Origin of the sequence: Oscillibacter sp. PEA192, assembly GCF_003574015.1 — a bacterium.
Lineage (GTDB): Bacteria > Bacillota > Clostridia > Oscillospirales > Oscillospiraceae > Oscillibacter > Oscillibacter welbionis.
The window spans coordinates 2,177,547-2,196,477 of record NZ_AP018532.1; the positions used below are offsets into that span (position 1 = coordinate 2,177,547).

17 protein-coding genes are annotated in these 18,931 nt (G+C 62.5%); 11 read left to right on the forward strand and 6 right to left on the reverse strand.

All coding sequences use genetic code 11. The annotated features are described in order from the left end of the window. Positions 1–92: 92 nt before the first annotated feature. Positions 93–596: a DUF4330 domain-containing protein gene (locus tag DN611_RS10795; protein ID WP_036629708.1), complete on the reverse strand. Its 504-nt coding sequence runs from the start codon at positions 594–596 to the stop codon at positions 93–95. A 133-nt stretch (positions 597–729) separates the two neighbouring features. On the opposite strand from DN611_RS10795, the gene csaB reads away from it, so the two are divergent. Both csaB and DN611_RS10805 read left to right on the forward strand, forming a co-directional pair. After that, positions 730–2,955, forward strand: coding sequence for a polysaccharide pyruvyl transferase CsaB (gene csaB, locus DN611_RS10800; protein WP_119311334.1), 2,226 nt, complete (start codon positions 730–732; stop codon positions 2,953–2,955). Between the two features lie 24 nt (positions 2,956–2,979). After that, positions 2,980–3,975, forward strand: coding sequence for a D-isomer specific 2-hydroxyacid dehydrogenase family protein (locus tag DN611_RS10805; protein ID WP_021748220.1), 996 nt, complete (start codon positions 2,980–2,982; stop codon positions 3,973–3,975). Between the two features lie 4 nt (positions 3,976–3,979). Here the strand turns inward: DN611_RS10805 and DN611_RS10810 are convergent, their stop codons facing one another. The 5 genes from DN611_RS10810 to vanT form a co-directional block, all read right to left on the reverse strand. Next, positions 3,980–4,159: a DUF6774 domain-containing protein gene (locus DN611_RS10810; protein WP_021748221.1), complete on the reverse strand. Its 180-nt coding sequence runs from the start codon at positions 4,157–4,159 to the stop codon at positions 3,980–3,982. 123 nt (positions 4,160–4,282) lie between these two features. Continuing rightward, entirely contained in the window at positions 4,283–5,551 is a 1,269-nt protein-coding gene (locus tag DN611_RS10815; RefSeq protein WP_051319955.1) for a chloride channel protein, read from the reverse strand. A 203-nt stretch (positions 5,552–5,754) separates the two neighbouring features. Beyond that, on the reverse strand, positions 5,755–7,188 hold the full coding sequence (gene nhaC / locus DN611_RS10820; RefSeq protein ID WP_021748223.1) for a Na+/H+ antiporter NhaC: 1,434 nt from the start codon (positions 7,186–7,188) through the stop codon (positions 5,755–5,757). 69 nt (positions 7,189–7,257) lie between these two features. After that, entirely contained in the window at positions 7,258–8,034 is a 777-nt protein-coding gene (locus DN611_RS10825) for an alpha/beta hydrolase (RefSeq protein ID WP_021748224.1), read from the reverse strand. A 95-nt stretch (positions 8,035–8,129) separates the two neighbouring features. Further along, positions 8,130–9,266 carry a serine racemase VanT catalytic subunit gene (gene vanT / locus DN611_RS10830; protein ID WP_119311335.1) on the reverse strand — a complete coding sequence of 379 codons (1,137 nt, stop codon included), beginning with the start codon at positions 9,264–9,266 and terminating at the stop codon, positions 8,130–8,132. A 303-nt stretch (positions 9,267–9,569) separates the two neighbouring features. On the opposite strand from vanT, the gene serC reads away from it, so the two are divergent. The 9 genes from serC (at position 9,570) to DN611_RS10875 (ending at position 18,914) form a co-directional block, all read left to right on the forward strand. Further along, positions 9,570–10,658, forward strand: a complete 1,089-nt coding sequence (gene serC / locus DN611_RS10835) for a 3-phosphoserine/phosphohydroxythreonine transaminase (protein ID WP_036629710.1) — start codon at positions 9,570–9,572, stop codon at positions 10,656–10,658. Between the two features lie 560 nt (positions 10,659–11,218). Continuing rightward, on the forward strand, positions 11,219–12,130 hold the full coding sequence (locus DN611_RS10840; protein WP_021748228.1) for an NAD(P)-dependent oxidoreductase: 912 nt from the start codon (positions 11,219–11,221) through the stop codon (positions 12,128–12,130). Positions 12,131–12,321: 191 nt separating this feature from the next. After that, on the forward strand, positions 12,322–12,951 hold the full coding sequence (locus tag DN611_RS10845; protein ID WP_021748229.1) for a TrkA C-terminal domain-containing protein: 630 nt from the start codon (positions 12,322–12,324) through the stop codon (positions 12,949–12,951). Between the two features lie 10 nt (positions 12,952–12,961). After that, positions 12,962–14,071, forward strand: coding sequence for a betaine/proline/choline family ABC transporter ATP-binding protein (locus DN611_RS10850; protein ID WP_021748230.1), 1,110 nt, complete (start codon positions 12,962–12,964; stop codon positions 14,069–14,071). After that, the gene (locus DN611_RS10855; RefSeq protein WP_021748231.1) at positions 14,068–14,712 is read left to right on the forward strand and encodes an ABC transporter permease; all 645 of its coding nucleotides are present in this window, start codon (positions 14,068–14,070) and stop codon (positions 14,710–14,712) included. The genes DN611_RS10850 and DN611_RS10855 overlap by 4 nt, the downstream gene beginning before the upstream one ends. Further along, entirely contained in the window at positions 14,709–16,208 is a 1,500-nt protein-coding gene (locus DN611_RS10860; RefSeq protein WP_021748232.1) for a glycine betaine ABC transporter substrate-binding protein, read from the forward strand. Before DN611_RS10855 ends, DN611_RS10860 begins: the two co-directional genes overlap by 4 nt. 153 nt (positions 16,209–16,361) lie before the next feature. Next, on the forward strand, positions 16,362–16,784 hold the full coding sequence (locus tag DN611_RS10865; protein ID WP_249390782.1) for a hypothetical protein: 423 nt from the start codon (positions 16,362–16,364) through the stop codon (positions 16,782–16,784). A gap of 1 nt (position 16,785) precedes the next feature. Then, entirely contained in the window at positions 16,786–17,346 is a 561-nt protein-coding gene (locus DN611_RS10870) for an RNA polymerase sigma factor (protein ID WP_119311336.1), read from the forward strand. Then, a complete protein-coding gene (locus DN611_RS10875) occupies positions 17,343–18,914 on the forward strand; it encodes a hypothetical protein (RefSeq protein ID WP_025544275.1) in 1,572 nt (523 codons plus the stop codon). The genes DN611_RS10870 and DN611_RS10875 overlap by 4 nt, the downstream gene beginning before the upstream one ends. Positions 18,915–18,931 lie beyond the last annotated feature (17 nt).

Consider the following 18,931-nt stretch of genomic DNA (forward strand, 5'->3'; position numbering starts at 1 on the left):
AGACGTAAAAGAGCTGTGCGTTCAACTGAAAAACAGGCGTCTGCCTCATTTGGAATGAGGCGGACGCCTGTTCTGCTTTTCATGCGTTTCTGTTACTCTTCTGCCAGTCCCTCCCACTGGACATCCACGATGGTGCCGCCGGAGAACTCAATGTACTCACTCTTCAAAATATAATCCGTCTTGCCGATCCGGACCTCCTGGTCTCCCACCTTGGTGGTCATGACCTCGCCGGCAGGCGTCTCCGTGGTGGCGGTGAAGAGCAGCGTCACATGCTCCGGATCCTCGATCCACTGCCCATCGGGGCCCAGCACGTAGTAGGGCTCCATCTCCACGCTCTCAATCTGGCCGCCCACCAGAGCGCCGGAGGCCATCAGCGGAGAGGGCAGATGGGCCTGGCAGGTCTCGTACAGCTCCGTGGGCACACCCTCGCACTTAACCACATAGGTCACCTTCACCATGCCGCCGTCCTCGGCGGCGGTGCCGCCGCTGCTGCCCAGCAGCTTCCAGGCTCCAAAAGCCACCACCGCCACGATCAAAATCACGGCGATGATGTCGATGATGTTGAACTTTCCAACGCGTTTTGCTTTCTGTTCCATGGTCTCCTCCGTAAAAGGCGCGGACGCGCCTGTATTTGGCGTTTGTCGTCTGGACAATATCTGGTTCGTATTGTATAATATTTCTCGCGATTTCACAACCCCTATTTGCGGAAAGCGGAAAGAAAGGCATTCCATGAAGGTCATTCATCTCATCAGCGGCGGAGACTCCGGCGGCGCAAAAACCCATGTGCTGAGCCTGCTGCAACATCTGAATCAAACCATCACCGCCCAGCTGGTGTGCTTCCGGGACGGCCCCTTTGCCGAGGAGGCCCGCCAGATGGGCATTCCCACCATGATCTGCGGGGGCAACAACGTCTTCCGCACCCGGCGGAAGCTGGCGGCCTATATCCGGGAGGGCGGCTACGAGATCATCCACTGCCATGGCTCCCGGGCCAACATGATCGGCGCCATGCTCCGCAAGGTCACGGGACTGCCGGTGGTGACCACCGTCCACAGCGACTACCGCCTGGACTACATGGGCCGCCCCCTCAGCCATCTGACCTTCGGCACCATCAACGCCCTGGCCCTGCGGCGGCTGGATTACCGGATCGGCGTGTCCGACGCCATGGTGGACCTGCTGATCTCCCGGGGCTTCCCGGCGGACCGGTTCTACACCATCTATAACGGCATCGACTTCACGCCCCCGCCCACCCAGGGGGACCGGCTGGAGTACCTGAGGAGCCTGGGCGCAGATGTGGACGAGAACTCTGTGGTGGTAGGCATCGCCGCCCGGATGAATCCGGTGAAGGACATGGCCACTCTGGTGCGGGGCTTCGCCGCGGGCCACGCCAAGTGCCCCCGACTGCGGCTGCTGATCGCCGGCGACGGGCCGGAGAAGGACAAGCTCACCGCCTTGGCGGCAGAGCTGGGCGTAGAGCGGCAGGTGTGCTTCGCCGGATGGATCTCCGGCGGCATGGACCGGTTTTACAGCGCCCTGGACATCAACGCCCTCACCAGCCTGTCCGAGACCTTCCCCTATGCCCTGACGGAGGGGGCCCGGTTCCATCTGGCTACCGTCTCCACCGCCGTGGGAGGCATCCCCTATCTCATCGACCAGGACGTGAACGGCTATCTCTTCCAGCCCGGCGACTGGCAAGCCCTGGGCAACGATCTGGCCGCCCTGGGCAATGACGATGAATTGCGCCGCCGCTTGGGGGAAAAGCTCTATGAAAAGGCGTCCACCCAGTTCTCTATTCAGAAGACCGTGTCCACCCAGCTGCAGATATACGCCTCCATCCTCCGCCGCCACCGGCGGCGCTCCTCCGCCCGGGACGGCGTGGTGATCTGCGGCGCCTACGGCCGGGGCAACGCAGGTGATGACGCCATTCTGGAGGCCATCCTCCAGGAGATGCGCTCCATCGACCCGGACATGCCCATCACCGTGCTCAGCAAGGATCCCAGGAGCACCCGGCTCACCTACCGGGTGCGGGCGGTGCACCGTTCCAACTTCCTGGCCTGGCACGCCGCCATGTGGAACAGCCGCCTGTACATCAACGGCGGCGGCAGCCTGATCCAGGACGTGACCTCCCGCCGCTCCCTGTGGTTCTATCTGGCCAATATCCGGGCGGCAAAGCGGGCAGGCAACCGGGTACAGATGTACGGCTGCGGCATCGGCCCCGTCACCCGGGAGAGCCACCGGAGTCTGGCCGCGAAGATCATCAACAAATATGTGGATGTCATCACCCTGCGGGAGCCGGACTCTTTGGAAGAACTGCGGGCCATGGGGGTGACGGAGCCGGAGGTCCTGTTGACTGCGGACCCGGCGCTGATCCTGCAGAAGGCCCCGGACGACGAGACCGACAGCGTGCTGCTGCGCGCCGGTATCCCGCCCCACGGCAATTACCTCTGCTTTGCCCTGCGGCGGTGGAAGGGGTTTGAAGAGAAGGCCCCCCTCTTCGGCGCGGCGGCGGAATACGCCTACCGCACCTATGGTCTGACGCCGGTGTTCGTGGCGGTGGAAAAGCATCTGGACCCCGGTGCGGGCCAGCTGGCCGCCCGCGGGCTGACGATCCCCCACTATTTCCTGGACGATGCCGGCGGCGCCGGGACCATCATCGGCGCCCTCAGCCGGATGCAGGCGGTGGTGTCCATGCGGCTCCACGCGCTGATCTTCGCCGCCGGGCAGGGGATCCCCCTGGCGGGCGTTGTCTACGACCCCAAGGTCTCCGCCTTCCTGCGGTATATCGGACAGGAGCAGTTCGTGGATCTGGCAGAGCTGACCGGGCAGAATCTCTGCGCCATGATGGACCAGTGCGTAGCCCAGGCGGCCCACCCGGAGGCCCAGGCCGCCGCCGTGCGGAACCTGCAGGCCATGGAGCAGAAGAATGTGGAGGTGGCCCGCCGCCTGCTGAAGGGTTGACGGGGCCACCTGTTGGAGGAATCTATGAAAATTATGGTCTATGAGGCCCGCCCGGACGAACGGGCGGACCTGGAGAAGCAGGCGGCGCTCCACGGAGTGGAGCTGTCTGTCACAGACGCGGTGCCCACACTGGAGAACGCCTCTCTGGCCGCCGGCTGCATCGGCGTGTCCATCCTGGGCCAGGGGTGCATCGACGCGGCCCTGCTGGATGCCTATCACGCCCTCGGCATCCGGTATCTCTCCACCCGCACCATCGGATATGACCACATTGACCTGGACCACGCCCGATCCATCGGCCTGCGGGTGTGCAGCGCCAGCTATGCCCCCAACGGCGTGGCCGACTTCACCGTCATGATGATCCTCATGTGCCTGCGGCATTACAAGCAGGCTCTGTGGCGGGGGCAGGTCAACGACTTCTCTCTCACCGGCCTCCAGGGCCGCGAGATGAAGGATCTGACCATCGGCATCATCGGCACCGGCCGGATCGGCGCCCAGGTTGCCCGAAATCTCTCCGGCTTCGGCTGCCGGATTCTGGCCTATGACCTGCGGCGCAATCCGGCAGTGGAACCCCAGGTCACCTATGTGGACTTCGACACCCTTCTGGCCCAGTCGGATGTCATCACCCTCCACATGCCTCTGCTGGACTCCAACCGCCACATCATCAACCGGGAATCCATCGCCAAAATGCGGGACGGCGTGGTAATCGTCAACTGCTCCCGCGGCGAGCTGGCGGATATCGAGGCCCTGATTGAGGGGATCGAGACGGGAAAAATCGGCGCCCTGGGTATGGACACCGTGGAGGGGGACGAGGGCATCATCCACGCCGACCACCGGGTCGACATTCTGCCCAATCGGAACTGGTTCTATCTCCACCAGTTCCGCAATGTCATCATGACCCAGCACATGGCCTTTTACACCGATGCCGCCGTGTCCAGCATGGTGGACTGCGGCATCGGCGGCATCTGTCAGATGGCCGCAGGCGAGTCCTGTCCCACTGAGCTGACAGGCCCGGTACAGTAAGCCGCTACCTCCCGCCGCGGGTCCGGCGGCGCTGGACGGAGATCGTCTCCAGCGTCTCTCCCAGCTGAACCAGCAGCGCCGCTGTCAGCTCCAGGTCCTCGTCGTTCAGCCGGGCAGCCAGAGAGACCGCCAGGGTGTTGACAGCGGTGGTCAGGGCCAGCGGATCACAGGAAAGTTCCATCATCGCATCACCGCTCTCATTCTATGCCTGAGCGGAGCCATTCATCCTGCTCCGCCGGTGTGAACACATTTTAGAAAGGGACGGCCGCCCTGTGAGCGGCCGTCCCTTTTTCCAAAATGCACGTGCTCAATCCCTCTCCGTCTCTTCCCCGCCTCCCTGCTGGAAGGGGGGCACCGGCTCACCGGCGTGATAGGCGTTGGTGCGGACATTGATATACTGGGCCTTCAGCTTGGAGTAGACGATGGTCTGGCTGGAGTACAGCCCATTGTAGCCGGAGAGCATGTAGCTGATGCCGCAGATCAGGGCAAAATACAGCAGCCCACCATCCCCGAACAGCTCCACGGACAGGAAGATGGAGGCCAGCGGGCAGTTGGTGGCCCCGCAGAACACAGCGGCCAGCCCCAGCGCCGCGGCGAAGCCAGCCGGAATCCCCAGCAGCGGCCCCGCCACACAGCCGAAGGTGGCCCCCACGAAGAAGGAGGGCACCACCTCACCGCCCTTGAACCCTGCGGAGAGCGTCACCGCGGTGAACAGAATCTTCAGCAGAAACGCCTCCGGCCGGGCAGTGCCCTGCTCCACGGCGGCGGTAATGAGATCCATGCCCGCGCCGTTGTAATCCCGGGTCCCGCAGAGGTATGTCAGGGCAATGACCGCACCGCCACCGACAAGGACGCGGAGCCAGGCATTGGGCAGGCGCTTCTTCATCTGATGCTCCGCGAAGTGCAGGGTCCGGCACAGCAGAACGGACACCAGGGCGCAGCCTACGCCCAGCACCGCCACCCGCAGCAGCATCAGCTTCTCCAGCTCCGGCGCCGCCACAGAAAAGCGGGTGGGCGCCACCCCCAACTCCACAGAAATCCAGTAGGCCACCAGGGAGGCGGTCAGACATGGAATGAACGCCACGTGGTACACCACGCCGATGCTGATGACCACGATGGCGAACACCGTGGCGGTAAGGGGTGTGCCGAACAAGGCGGAGAAAAACGCCGCCATGCCTGCCATGGTGGCGGTGCGCAGGTCCCGGTCATCCAGATTGAAAAGGTTCCCCGCATGGCGGCCGATGGTGCCGCCCATCTGGAGAGCCGCGCCCTCCCGTCCGGCGCTGCCGCCGCACAGGTGGGTGAGAATTGTCCCCAGGAAGATGGCGGGCAGCAGCCAGATGGACAGGGGCTTTCCGTGGTGTACCGCGTCGATGATGTCGTTGGTACCCTGGCCCTCCGTCTTTGTCAGCTTGTAGAAGGCCACGATCACCAGTCCCGCCGCCGGCAGACACCACAACAGCCAGGGATGTTGCTCCCGCAGCTCTGTGGCCCGCTCCACACCGATGTGGAACAGGGAGCCCACCACGCCGCAGCAGACGCCGGTGACCAGCGCCACCGCCAGCCACTTGGCCATGGCCTGGACGTAAAGGCCCACGCGGGTGTGGCCATGCTCCTTTTCCAATCCGTTCACTTCCCTTCCCCGCCGCCGAAGGGCGGGCCGTGCTTGCAATGGAAATATTATACGGCAGGCCGCCGTTCTTTGCAACAGGCATGGTGCGCCACGCGAAAAGGGCCGGTCCGAAAATCGGGCCGGCCCGTATTGTCAGGCAGACTCAATCACTTTGCAGCAGCCTTTTTCCTGCCCCACATCTTGTTGCCGTCCTTGTCCCATATACCAAAGCCGGAGAAGGCGCAGAGGATGGAGAAGATGGGTACAATGAAGATGAACCAGCAATACGGGATATACTCCGTGCCGCAGCCCAGTACCTCCATCACATACAGCGTGGCAACGCCCCAGGGGACGATGGGTGCACTCAGGGTCCCCGCATCCTCCAGCGTCCGGGAGAGGACCCTGCGGTGGATGCCCATGCGGTCGAAGGCGTCCTCGAAGGTCTGCTCGGTGACGATGATGGCCACGGTCTGGCCGCCGGCCGTGAGGAAGTTGACGATGTAGCAGTAGATCAGAGTGACGGTCACCAGGACGCCGCGGCTCTTGATGAACTTCAGCAGCACGTCCTTGGCCAGCACGTCCAGGATGCCGGTGGCGGTGATGATGCCGCCCATGACGCTGGCTACCATGAAGGTGATCAGCAGACCGGTCATGCTGGTAATGCCGCCGCGGTTGAGCATCGGGTCCACAATGTCCACGCCGGTAGACAGTGTGAAGCCGTTGGCCGCATAGTTCATCAGCTCCACAAAGTTCACTCCCTGAAATACCATGGCGAACACGATGCTGACCACCACAGTGAGGCCCATACCCAGCAGGGCCGGCAGCTTGAACACCGACACCAGCAGCACCAGGATGGCGGGCAGGATCAGGATGGGATTGAGGTTGAAGTGCTCCGCCAGGGTGTCGCAGATCAGGTTGGCGCGAGTCGTATCCATCTCGCCGCCGCTATGCATCAGGCCGGCGGCGGTAAACAGCACCAGCGCCACCAGTGCAGCGGGAATAGTGGTGTACATCATGGACCCGATGTGGTCATACAGGGGAACCCTGCTGACACCGGAGGCCAGGTTCGTGGTGTCGGACAGAGGGGACATCTTGTCGCCGAACCAGGCACCGCAGACCACCGCAGCAATGACCAGCGGTACCGGGATGGAAGTAGTGGAGGCCACGCCCACCAGGGCAATGCCCATGGTCGCCACGCTGCCGAAGGAGGTTCCGGTGAACTCCGCCGTCAGCCCGCTGAGGACGAAGGCCAGGGGCACCAGGATTTTCGGGGAGATCAGCTTCATGCCGTAGTACATCAGGGCCGGGACCGTGCCGCCGGCCATCCAGATGCCCACCAGCATGCCCACCATGATGACGATCAAAAATGTCGGGATGCAGTCGGACACCACTCGCAACAGCGTCCTTTCCACATCCGCCCAAGGGATATCCAGCAGGAGCGCGATTACCACGGCGATCAGGGCCGCGATGAACACGGACATAGTGGTGTCCACGCCCAGGTTGATGAGCGCCACCAGCACGGCCACGATCACCAGGAAGGAGATCACGGCGAAAGCCGGAGTTGGGGTCTTCCGCGTCTTGACTGTCTTTGTCTTATCCATTCTCGTTTCTCCCTTCTAGATTGTACGGCGGCGCGGGACCGCGCCCGCGGCGCCGCAGGAGTCCTCCGTTCAGCCCAGCAGCTCCCGGGTCAGGAATGCCAGAGCCGAGTCCATCCGGGCGGCCCGAAACGCACAGGATTTGAATCGGTGCTCCGCGCCATGGACCACCAGGAATTCCGCCCGGTCTCCATAGATCTCCTTGTACCGCTCCGAACAGTGGATGGAGGCCGTCACGTCCTCATCCCCGTGTACCAGATTCACGCGCTTGGTGAATTTGGCCGCCACGGCGTAAGGATCCAGCTCCAAGGCATCCTGATAGAAGCCCAGGCCCACCCGCAGGCCCTCGTAGTCTGCGTAGCCCTTCTCCTCGATGTCAGACACATCCACGCCGCAGAGCATCTTGTGCTTCATGTTGTAGACCACGTCCGGCGCCGGGCACCACAGGCTCAGGGCGCACACGTCCGCATCCCGCAGGCCCGCCACCATGGAGGCCACACATCCCCCCATGCTCAGGCCGTGGATCGCGATCCGGCTCTGGTCCACAAAGTCCAGACTCTTGACATAGTCCAAGATGGCAAGGCCGTCTTCCACCTCACTGGAGACAGTCATGTCCTCGAACCGCCCGTCGCTGTCGCCGCTGCCGGCAAAGTCGAACCGGACACTGGCGATCCCCCGCTCACACAGCCTGCGGGAGAGCTCCGTGTGGACGAAGTTGATCTCGTTCCGGTCGTCGCAGAAGCCGTGGAACAGGATCACAAAGGGTACTTTCCCCGGCCGCTGGTCTGGCACATGCAGCATCCCCCGTAGGGTCAGGCCGCGGCTCTCGCACTCCACATACCGTTCCATCTCTCTTCCTCCTTTCTCCGCAGGCACCGTTCCGCTGGCCGGCCCCCGCTTGGTTTCTGATCTATGCAAAGCCGCTCCGCGGCCTCACATCTCACTCAGGCCTCCTGCCGGAAGCAGCGCCCCTCCACCCGGGCGCCCAGGCGGCTGAACAGCTCGTTGGTAATGGTGCCGGCGTTCTCCGCCAGCTCCTCTGCGTAGATGACACAGTCCCCCTGGCGGCCGATGAACACCGCCTCGTCCCCCACCCGGACATCTTCAATGCCGGTGACGTCCAGCATCAGCTGGTCCATACAGATCCGGCCGATGCCCTGGGCGTACTGTCCCCGGACGATGGCCCGCAGCTTTCCGCCGCTGAGGCAGCGGGGGATGCCGTCGGCGTAGCCGATGGAGACGGAGGCCACCTTGGTGGGCCGCTCCGCCCGGAAGATCCGGCCGTAGCTCACCGTCTCCCCGGGTCCGATCTCCCGCACAGAGGTGATCCGGGCCTTCAGGGTCATGACCGGCATGGGCTGCAGGTCCTCCCGCAGGTAGTCCGCCGCGCTGCTCTTGACGCCAAACATCAAAATGCCCAGGCGGGCGTAGTCATAGGCGTACTCCGGGTAGTTCACCGCCGCATAGCTGCTCAGAAGGTGAACCGTCCCCAGCTCCACGCCCCGGGCCTGGAGGGACTCCACCACGCTTTTGAAGGTCTCCGCCTGCCAGCGGGAAAAGTCCACATGTTCCTCCTCGTCCGTGTCCGCCACGCAGAGGTGGGAGTAGATGCCGGTGACCTGCAGGATGCCGTTCTCATACACCCGCCGGATGGCGTCCAGGTCCTCCGGCAGGAATCCGATGCGGTGCATACCCGTGTCCACTGCGATATGTACCTTGAGGCGCACGCCGTTCTCCCGGCAGTAGGTCTCCAGCTGGGCGGCGTGGTCCGGGCAGGTGGCGGTCTGGGTCAGCCCGTGCTCTGCCAGCAGGTGGAAATACGCAGGGGCGCTGTATCCCAGGATCAGGATCTCCCCCTGGATGCCGGCCTCCCGCAGCTGGACCGCCTCGTCCAGCGTGGCAGTGGCAAAGTGGCGGATGCCCAGCTCCCACAGCTGGGCGGCCACCGCCCGCGCCCCGTGTCCGTAAGCGTCCGCCTTCACCACGCCCATGATCCGGCAGCCCGCTGGCAGAAGGCTCTGGTAGCGCCGGATGTTGTGGGCCAGGGCCTCCCTGTCCAATTCAATCCAAGTCCGATTCATCTATCTCCCTGCCGCCGCAGTGCGGCGGCGCTCCCTTCCCAAAATTCTTGATCCCGTCAAGAGGTCATACCAATGGCAATTTTTTTCAGAATACCCGAAGTCTGCCAAAAAAGCAAGTTTTCTGCAAGTTTTTTTGTGCCCCTAAAACTTTTTACGGGCTGTCCGCCGTCCTCTCTCACAGGCGGACTCATCCCGCTTTTCCGGTTGATTCTTTCCAATTCTGTGCTATACTGGAAGAGGAAACAGACAGATGTCTGCGCGCCGATGCGAAACCCCAGAACAAAAAGTTTGGAGGAAATGAGTATGAAATACGGACGTACCTATAATTTCTCCGCCGGACCCGCCATGATGCCGGAGGAGGTCTTGGAGGAGATCGCCGCCGAGATGATGAATTACCGGGGCAGCGGCATGTGCGTCATGGAGATGAGCCACCGCTCCAAGGTCTTTCAGCAGATCCGGGACGAGGCCGAGGCGGACCTGCGTCAGCTGATGGGCATTCCCGACAACTACAAGGTTCTGTTCGTTCAGGGCGGCGGCACCGTGCAGTTCGCCATGGTGCCCATGAATCTGATGAAGAACGGCGTGGCCTGCTATGTGGAGACCGGCAACTGGTCAAAGAAGGCCATCAAGGAGGCCCAGAAGTACGGTGAGGTGAAGATCGTCGCCTCCTCCGCGGACAAGAACTTCTCCTACATCCCTGACTGCTCCGATCTGGACATCCCCGACAACGCAGATTACGTCTATATCTGCGAGAACGAGACCATCAACGGCACCACCTATTTCCATCTGCCCAACACCAAGGGCAAGATCCTGGTGTCGGATCAGTCCTCCATGTTCCTCTCCCGTCCCTGCGATGTCACCAAGTACGGCCTGATCTGGGCGGGCGTACAGAAGAATGTGGGTCCCGCCGGCATGGCGGTGGTCATCATCCGGGAGGACCTGTTGCGGGAGGACCTGCCCCAGTTCGTGCCCACTTACATGAGTTACAAGACCCATGCGGACAATGACTCCCTGTACAACACTCCCAACTGCTGGGCCATCTACTGCTGCGGCAAGGTCTTCAAGTACCTGCTGGCAAACGGCGGACTGGAGGCCATGAACAAGCGCAACGAGGAAAAGGCCGCGGTGCTGTACGATTTCCTGGACCAGAGCAAGTTCTTCACCGGTGCTGTCCGCAAGGAGGACCGTTCCCTGATGAACGTGCCCTTCGTCACCCCCAGCAAGGAGCAGGATGCCGATGTGGTGGCCGCCTCCAAGGCCGCCGGCTTCGACAACCTGAAGGGCCACAAGAGCGTGGGCGGCCTGCGGGCGTCCATCTATAATGCCATGCCCAAGGAGGGCGTGGAGGCCCTGGTGGAGTTCCTGAAGAAGTACGAGGCAGAGCACGCGTAACGGCTTTCCATGGAGGACCTGCTCCCCCATGGAGGCCCCCCGTCAGTCTGCAGACTGGTGAACGCCGCCCAAGGCGGCTGAGTCGGGGAATTTTGGGCAGGTACACGCCCTGCGGAAAAGGATTAAAAATTCTTCTTTTGCCTCCGGCAAAAGAACTGGGGAAACCGGCGAAGCGCCGCCAGCGGTCTCGAAAGCGAGCCGATTTCGAGACCGCGGCGCGATTGGCGGCCCAAAAGGGCCGGGAATCGCAATGCCGTAACGGTGTAGCCCCCACGATTTCTACCAGCCCCCTTCCTTTTGTGCGGGTGGGAGAGCGAGTGGAACACGCCAGGCGTATCTCCACTCTTCACGCTCCACATCTTCACTCCGGTGAAGCCAGAGAGGCTTCGCCTTCCCCCTTCTTGCGATGGAGTCCGGAGCGTCAGGCAGACTGCCGTACGCGCAGCTCCTATCTCTGAACTCCACTCTCACGGAGGCGCCTGTCCCCCAATGGGCGTTTGGGGTTTCCGACATTGGCACCCCTGGGGTGTGCCGGAAATGTATGAAAAGGGGTATTATATATGGCATTAAGAGTTTTGGTTACCGATGGGATGGATGCTGGCGCAATGGAACAGCTGCGCAAGGATGGATATGAAGTCATCGAGCAGTTCTATGAGCCCGATCAGCTGGGCGCAGCCCTGCGGGACTTCGACGTGGTTATCATCCGCAGCGCCACCAAGATCAAGGAGCCGCAGATCGACGCCGCCGCAGGCAGCCGCCTGAAGCTCATCATCCGGGCCGGCGTCGGTGTAGACAACATCGCAGTCAAATACGCAGAGGAACACGGCATCCAGGTGAAGAACACGCCCCGCGCCTCCTCCAACGCGGTGGCGGAGCTGGCTCTGGCCCTGCTGTTCTCCTGTGCCCGGAACATCTCCATCGCGGGCCACACCATGCGGGAGAACAAGTGGGAGAAGAAAGCCTACTCCAAGGGCTTTGAGCTCTCCGGCAAGACTATGGGCGTCATCGGCTATGGCCGGATCGGCCAGCTGGTGGGCGCCAAGGGTCAAGCCCTGGGCATGAATGTGCTGTCCGTGGTCCACCGCAACAAGCCGGAGGGCTGCGAGTGCGAGACCATGCACTTTGTCACTATGGACGAGCTGCTCTCCCAGTCCGACATCGTCGTCCTCTGTGCCCCCAGTGGCGACAAGCCCCTGGTGGATGCGGAGTCCCTTGCGAAGATGAAGGATGGCGTGGTGATCATCAACGTCTCCCGGGGTGCCAACGTGAACGAGGCCGCCCTGCTGGACGCTCTGAACTCCGGCAAGGTCAAGGCCGCCGGTCTGGACGTGTGGCTGAGCGAGAAGGATCCCAACTGGGCCCTGGCCTCCCACCCGGCTGTCTCCTGCACGCCCCACATCGGCGCAGGCACCAAGGAAGCCCAGAAACGCATCGGCGCGGAATTGGTGGACATTGTAGAGAACTTCGGCTGATCAGTATTCCCGGTCAAACGCCCCTCCCGTTTTCACGGGAGGGGCGTTTTTCTGTGCCGTCTTTCCGATTTTTTCTTTTTCCGTAAATTGTTCCTATATTTTTATAATTTTTTAACTGCCATCCCTATTTACTTTTCAAAGTTGGCAGTGTATAATAGGGGCCATACAATCGCAGAACAGAAGGTGATGGCTTGAGGCAGGCAGTTGTCCCGTCCCAGTATCTGCAGATCGCTTTGGATCTGGCTACCCGCATCGCCCAGGGTGAGTTGACGGAGGGCAGCCGGATTTACGGTCGGTCGGTGCTGGCGTCGGAGTACGGGGTATCCCCGGAGACGATCCGCAAGGCCCTGCGGCTGCTGGCGGACATGAAGGTGGTGGATGTGAAGCCCCAGAGCGGGGCCGTAGTCCTCTCCGCCGACAGCGCCCGCCGGTACATCGAAAACTTCTCCGAGGATGCGGACATCCATTCCCTGCGCCTCCAGCTGAAGGCGCTGCTGGCGGAGTCCGCCGAGGTGAACCGGCGCATGGCGGACACCGTGTCGGCCCTGGTAAAAGGGCAGGACACATTTGCTGCGGCCGGTCAGCCCCTCCCCAACTATGAGGTCCCTGTCCCCAAGGACTCCCCTCTCATCGGCAAGAGCATCGGGGAGCTGAAATTCTGGCAGTCCACCGGCGGCACCATCGTGGCCATCCGGCGGGGCCAGACGGTGATCCTCTCCCCCGGTCCCTATGCCGAACTGTACAGCGGCGACGTCATCATCCTGGTGGGAAGCCCCAGCGCCGCAGAGGCCGCCCACCGGCTAGTAACGACAAAGGAGTGAAGGCAGCGATATGATCCAGTTTGAACACGTCTCCAAGAGCTATGGCAAGACCCCGGTCCTCAAGGACCTGAATTTCACCATTCCCGACGGACAGTTCGTGGTCCTGATCGGCCCTTCCGGCTGCGGCAAGACCACCACCATGAAGATGATCAACCGCCTGCTGGAGCCCGATTCCGGCACCATCCGCATCGACGGGCAGGATATCCACTCCCAGGACAAGGTGGAGCTGCGGCGGCATATCGGCTATGTGATCCAGCAGATCGGCCTGTTCCCCAACATGACCGTGGCCCAGAACATCTGCGTGGTCCCCAAGCTGCTGAAGTACGACAAGGCCCGGTGCGATGAGATCGTCCAGGAGATGCTGCAGCTGGTCCACATGGAGCAGTCTGCCAACAAGTATCCTTCCGAGCTCTCCGGCGGCCAGCAGCAGCGCATCGGCGTGCTGCGGGCCCTGGCGGCTTCTCCCCCCATCGTGCTGATGGATGAGCCCTTCTCCGCTCTCGATCCCTTGACTCGCGAGTCCCTGCAGGATGAGGTGAAGAACCTGCAGCAGAAGCTGAACAAGACCATCGTCTTCGTCAGCCACGACATGAGCGAGGCGCTGAAGCTGGCGGACATCATCATCTTCATGGCCGCCGGAGAAATCGTCCAGATGGCCTCCCCCGAGGAGATGCTGGAGCACCCCGCCAACGATCTGGTCCGCACCTTTATGGGCAAGCACACGCCGGACACCGCCCCCTCCAAAGTAGAGAGCTTCATGCGCACCAATGTGTTCAGCGTCCGGAAGGATCGCGGCGTGTTGGAGTGCGCCGAGCGCATGGCCCGAGGCAGCGTGGACACCCTGCTGGTCACAGACGAGCAGAACCGGTACTTAGGCACCATCTCCATCGGCGACATCCGCCACTGGGGCCGGGAACTCACCAGCATCGAGCCTCTGATCCGCCAGACTGCCCGGACCGTCCGGGTGGGGGACGAGGCCAAGGAGAGCTTCGACTACCTGCTGGACTCCGGTGCCAACTACGTGGTGGTGCTGAATGCGGACGACACCATCGCCGGTATCGTCACCAAGACCAGCGTGGCCCGCAGCGTGGCGGAGAATCTGTGGGGTGATTCCAAATGATGACGCTGATCCAGGACTACGGCGCCGACCTGCTGCGGGCCATCGGACTGCACACGATATATGTGCTGATCTCGGTGGTCATCGGCTTTGCGGCGGGACTGGTGTTCGGCATCCTCCTCTCCCGAATCCCGCGGTGGCTGTCGGGCATCATCATCCCCATTCTCTCCATCTTCCAGACCATTCCCGGCCTGGTGTTCATCGGCGTGCTGTTCATCTGGTGGGGGAATATCTATCCCACGGTGATCGTGGCCCTCAGTGTGTACGCCATGTTCCCAGTGCTGAAAAACACCTACACCGGCATTCTGGAGGTAGAGCCGAAATACATCGAGGCCGCCAAGGGCTGTGGCATGTCCTCCTTCCAGACGCTGGTGCGGGTGGAGCTGCCCCTGGCCATGCCGGTCATCATCTCGGGGCTGCGGATGGCCGCCATCTACACCGTCTCCTGGGCGGTGCTGGCCTCCATGATCGGCCTGGGCGGCCTGGGCGACTTTGTGTACCGGGGCACCAGCTCCAACAACAACACGCTGATTCTCCTGGGGGCCATCCCGGCGGCCATACTGGCCGTTCTCTTCGGACTGGTCATTGACCTGCTGCAGAAAAGGGTCACGCCCCGCGGCCTGCGAAAGGAGGCGGGCAAATGAGCTGGGACCTGATTTTTCAACATCTCTTCATCGTTCTGGCGGCCAGCCTGCTGTCCATCGCCGTGGGACTGCCCTTGGGCATCTGGGCATACGTCTCCAAGACCGCCCGGCCCGTCATCCTGCGGATTGTGGACCTGCTGCAGACCATTCCCTCCCTGGCCCTTCTGGGCATCATCATGGTGGTGCTGGACCCCGGCAAGCTGACGGTCATCACCGGCATCACGCTGTACTCCCTGCTGCCCATCGTGCGGAACACCTGCTTGGGACTCCAGGAGGTGGACCCGGGTGTGAAGGAAGCCGCCCGGGGCATGGGCATGAGCAAGCCCTACCGGGTGCTGATGGTGGAGTTCCCCCTGGCCTTCCCCACGGTGTTCACCGGCATCCGCATCGCGGTGGTAAACGCCATCGGCACTGCGGTATTCGCAGCTTTCGTGGGCGGCGGCGGTCTGGGCGGCGTCATCACCCAGGCCATCCGGATCTCCGATATGTCCCTGATTCTGGCGGCCACCGGCGTCCTTATGGTCATCGCCGTGGTGCTGGACCTCATCATGAGCTGGTTCGAGGGGCAGATGCGCAAGAGCCGGGGCGGCTCCAAGAAAATGTGGATCCCGGTGGCGGCCATCGTACTGGCGTTCATCCTGCTGCTGCCCTATGGCCGCGGCGGCACCGGCGACATTCTTCTCTATGACGGCGACTACTCCGAAACCCAGCTGATGCACCACATGGTAAAGATGCTGGTGGAGGACCAGACGGACCTGACCGTCACCATTCAGGATCAGATGTCCCAGGTGAACAACTGGAACTCCCTGAAGGATGACAGCCACACCTGCGACCTGATGATCTCCTACGACGGCACGATCCTCACCACCTTTCTGGGCCAGGACACGGTGGACGTTCCGGAGGGCATGACGATCTACGACTACGTCCAGGGCGAGCTGGACAGCTACGGCCTCACCCAGCTGGAGCAGCTGGGCTTTGAAAACACCTACGCCATCGGCGTGCCCCAGGCCCTGGCGGACGAGTACGGCCTGGAGACCATCAGCGACCTCATCCCCATTGCGGACCAGCTGACCTTCGGCGCGGAGCAGGAGTTCTTCACCCTGGAGGGCAGCATGAAGTATGACCCCTTTGTGAAGTTCTACGGTCTGAATTTCCAGGACGCGGTCTCTGTGGATATGGGCCTGAAGTACTCCGCCATTGAAAACGGCAGCTTCGATGTGGCGGTGGTCTACTCCACCGACGGCCTGAACAAAAAGGTCGGGCTGAAGGTCCTGGAGGACGACCAGAGCTTCTTCCCCGACTACAACGGCGTCTTTCTGGTGCGGGACGATCTGCTGGAGAAGTACCCGGAGGTGGCGGACATTCTGAACCAACTGGCGGGCAAGATCCCCACCGAGCAGATGGCGGAGCTGACCTACCAGGTGGACGTGGAGGGCCGCACTGTGGATGAGGTGGCCCGGGAGTTCCTGGTGAGCCTGGGGCTGCTGGAGGCCTGATCCCCGCTCTCTTTCAAAACCGCTCTGGAGCGTCCGCGCTCCAGAGCGGTTTCCTTTGGAAAATTTCCACTTCTTTGCAACCGGCATCACGTTTTCTCGTCTATGTTGGTGAGAGAACCTCCAGCCGTGGGCTGGAGACAGGAGGAGGATCCCATGAATCTGCAAAAGCGGTACTTATTGATGGGCGGAGCCGTGCTGGCCATCCTGCTGACGCTGGCGGCAGGACTGCTGTTCTGGGGCCGGAGGCCCTTCCGGGGTCTGGAGGCGGCGGACATCGCCGCAGCCACCGTCCTGGTGGCCCCCCCGGATGTGACACTGGAGCTGGATGCCGGGGAGATCGAGACCCTGGCGGATCTGCTGGCAGATGTCCGCATCACGCGGCCGGACCAGTCCTATTCGGAGTATGCCGGACAGACCGTCCTGTTCACGGTGACCATGGCTGACGGCACAGCTGCGAACGTCACGGCCTACAACCCGTTTCTGATTATCGACGGCACCGGCTGGCGCACCGCCTATGCGCCCTGCGAGGCGCTGAACCGCTTTGCCAACGAGCTGCTGCGGGAGAGAGGAGGATAACATGGAGGACACGGAGATCATCGACCTGTACTGGCAGCGGGATCAGCGGGCTATTGACGAGACCCACGGCAAATACGGCGGCTTCCTGGCGGGGATTGCCTGGAACATCCTCCGCAGTCACAGCGACGCGGAGGAGTGCGTCAACGACACGTATCTGCGCACCTGGAACGCCATTCCTCCGGCCCGCCCCTCCGCCTTCCGGGCCTGGCTGGGGCGCATCGTCCGCAACCTCTCTCTGGACCGCTGGAAGCAGAGCCGCACCGCCAAACGGGGCGGGGACGGCATGGAGGTGCTGTTGGGGGAGCTGGATGACTGTGTGCCGGAGCCCCACGGAACCGAGAAGACGATGGAGGACCAGGAAATCGCGTCGCTCATCAGCGCGTTTCTGCGGCGGCAGAGTCCGGAGAGCCGCATCATCTTCCTGCGGCGGTACTGGTACGGGCAGAGCGTGGCGGATATTGCCGCCGGAATGAACTGCGGAGAGGGGAAGGTCAAGTCCTCTCTCTTCCGCACCCGGAAGGCCCTGCGGACCTATCTGGAACAGGAGGAGGTGTTTTTGTGAAAGCGGAGCGGTTGTTTCAAATCCTGGGTCTGGTGGACGAAAGCCTCATAGAGGAGGCGGACACCGCCTCCTCCCCCGCCGCTGTACAGCGGCGGCCCTCATGGGTTCGGCTTTTGGCCGCGGCCGCATGTCTCGCGGTGATCTGCGCCGGGGCGTGGGGACTGTGGCAATCGAATCTGGGAGCGGGCACCGGCAGCCCCGGAGATGCCGCGCTGGCCGGTGGAGAATCCGGCGGTGACGGCCACAGCCCGGGCACTACCTTCCTGTCCTACGCCGGGCCGGTCTTTCCGCTGACCACGGCGGAAACGAACACCCGCCTGACCGCAGGGCGGACCGTCACCTGGGATTTTGCCCCCGGCTCCTATGAGGATGGATCCCCCCGACAGTGGGGGGCCCAGGTGACAGACAGCTACACGCTGACCAATCCTGCTGACGGCAGTGTGACGGTCAACGCCCTCTACCCCGTCTCCACCAGCTGGCTGGACTTTCCCGAGCTGAACGCTGCTGTCACCGTGGATAGCGGGGGGACCGGTTTCTCTGTGCTCTCCGGCGGCTACGCCGGAGGCTTTCAGGACGCCGGGGAGCCGGACGGCTCCACCTGGAACCTGGCCCCGCCGGACGAATGGGCCGATTATCAGGCACTTCTGGCAGACGGAGAATACCTGTCCCGGGCGATGGAGGAAACTGCTGCCCCGGAGGTCCCGGTGACTGTATATCAGTTCACGGATTTCGCCGCGCCCCATGAGGAATACAACGCCGCTACCCAGGCGGTGACCTTCACTACCGACCCAGAGGCCACCACAGTCCTCTCCTACGGCTTCAACGGCATGAGTCGGGATGCGGACCGGGGCTGGTGCCAGTACAGCTATTTCGTTCCCGACGGTGTCCGGAGAGAGACGGAAACAAAAATTCTGATCGTCCTGGGTGATGACATCGGCGATTATGTCCTCCAGGGGTATGCCGACGGCGGCTGTGACCAGGAGATCGATGGGGTGTCCTGCACCGTCACCCGCCGGGAGACCACCTTGGCCGATGTGCTGGACCTGCTGTGCCGGGCTTATCAGGCGGAATTTGAGCAGTTCAGCCTGGGCCGCGGGCAGGAAAGCCCCTTCCGGTATCTCTCTCAGGCGCAGTACCAGGGATTGGTGTGGCAGCTGCTGGAGCAGTACGGCCTCTTCTCCGGCACCCCCAAGGACCGGTACAGCGACGGCCGACTGGATGAGATCCTGATGGAAGCCCTGTCCCAGGAGCGGGTGCTGTACCTGTCCTTCCCCGTCACCGTCCCGGCAGGCGGCAGTGTTACTGTGGCGGCTTCTTTTTGGAAGGCACCCAGCTATGACTACGGCTGCTCTGGTTCGGAGAACGTGGGCCTCCAGGGCTATGATCTGGTGACGGCCCTGGGATCCACGCTGGAGTTCACCGGCCAGACCGCCGCCCTGGTGAACACGGACACCATTGAGATCGTCCGGCAGAACCTGGGCTTTGATCTGGAAAACGGTGTTACCCAGGTATCGCTGGATCTGGCGGAGCCTCACTACTATCTGGAAATCCGTCCTCTGGAGGGATAATCACAAAGACGCGCCTA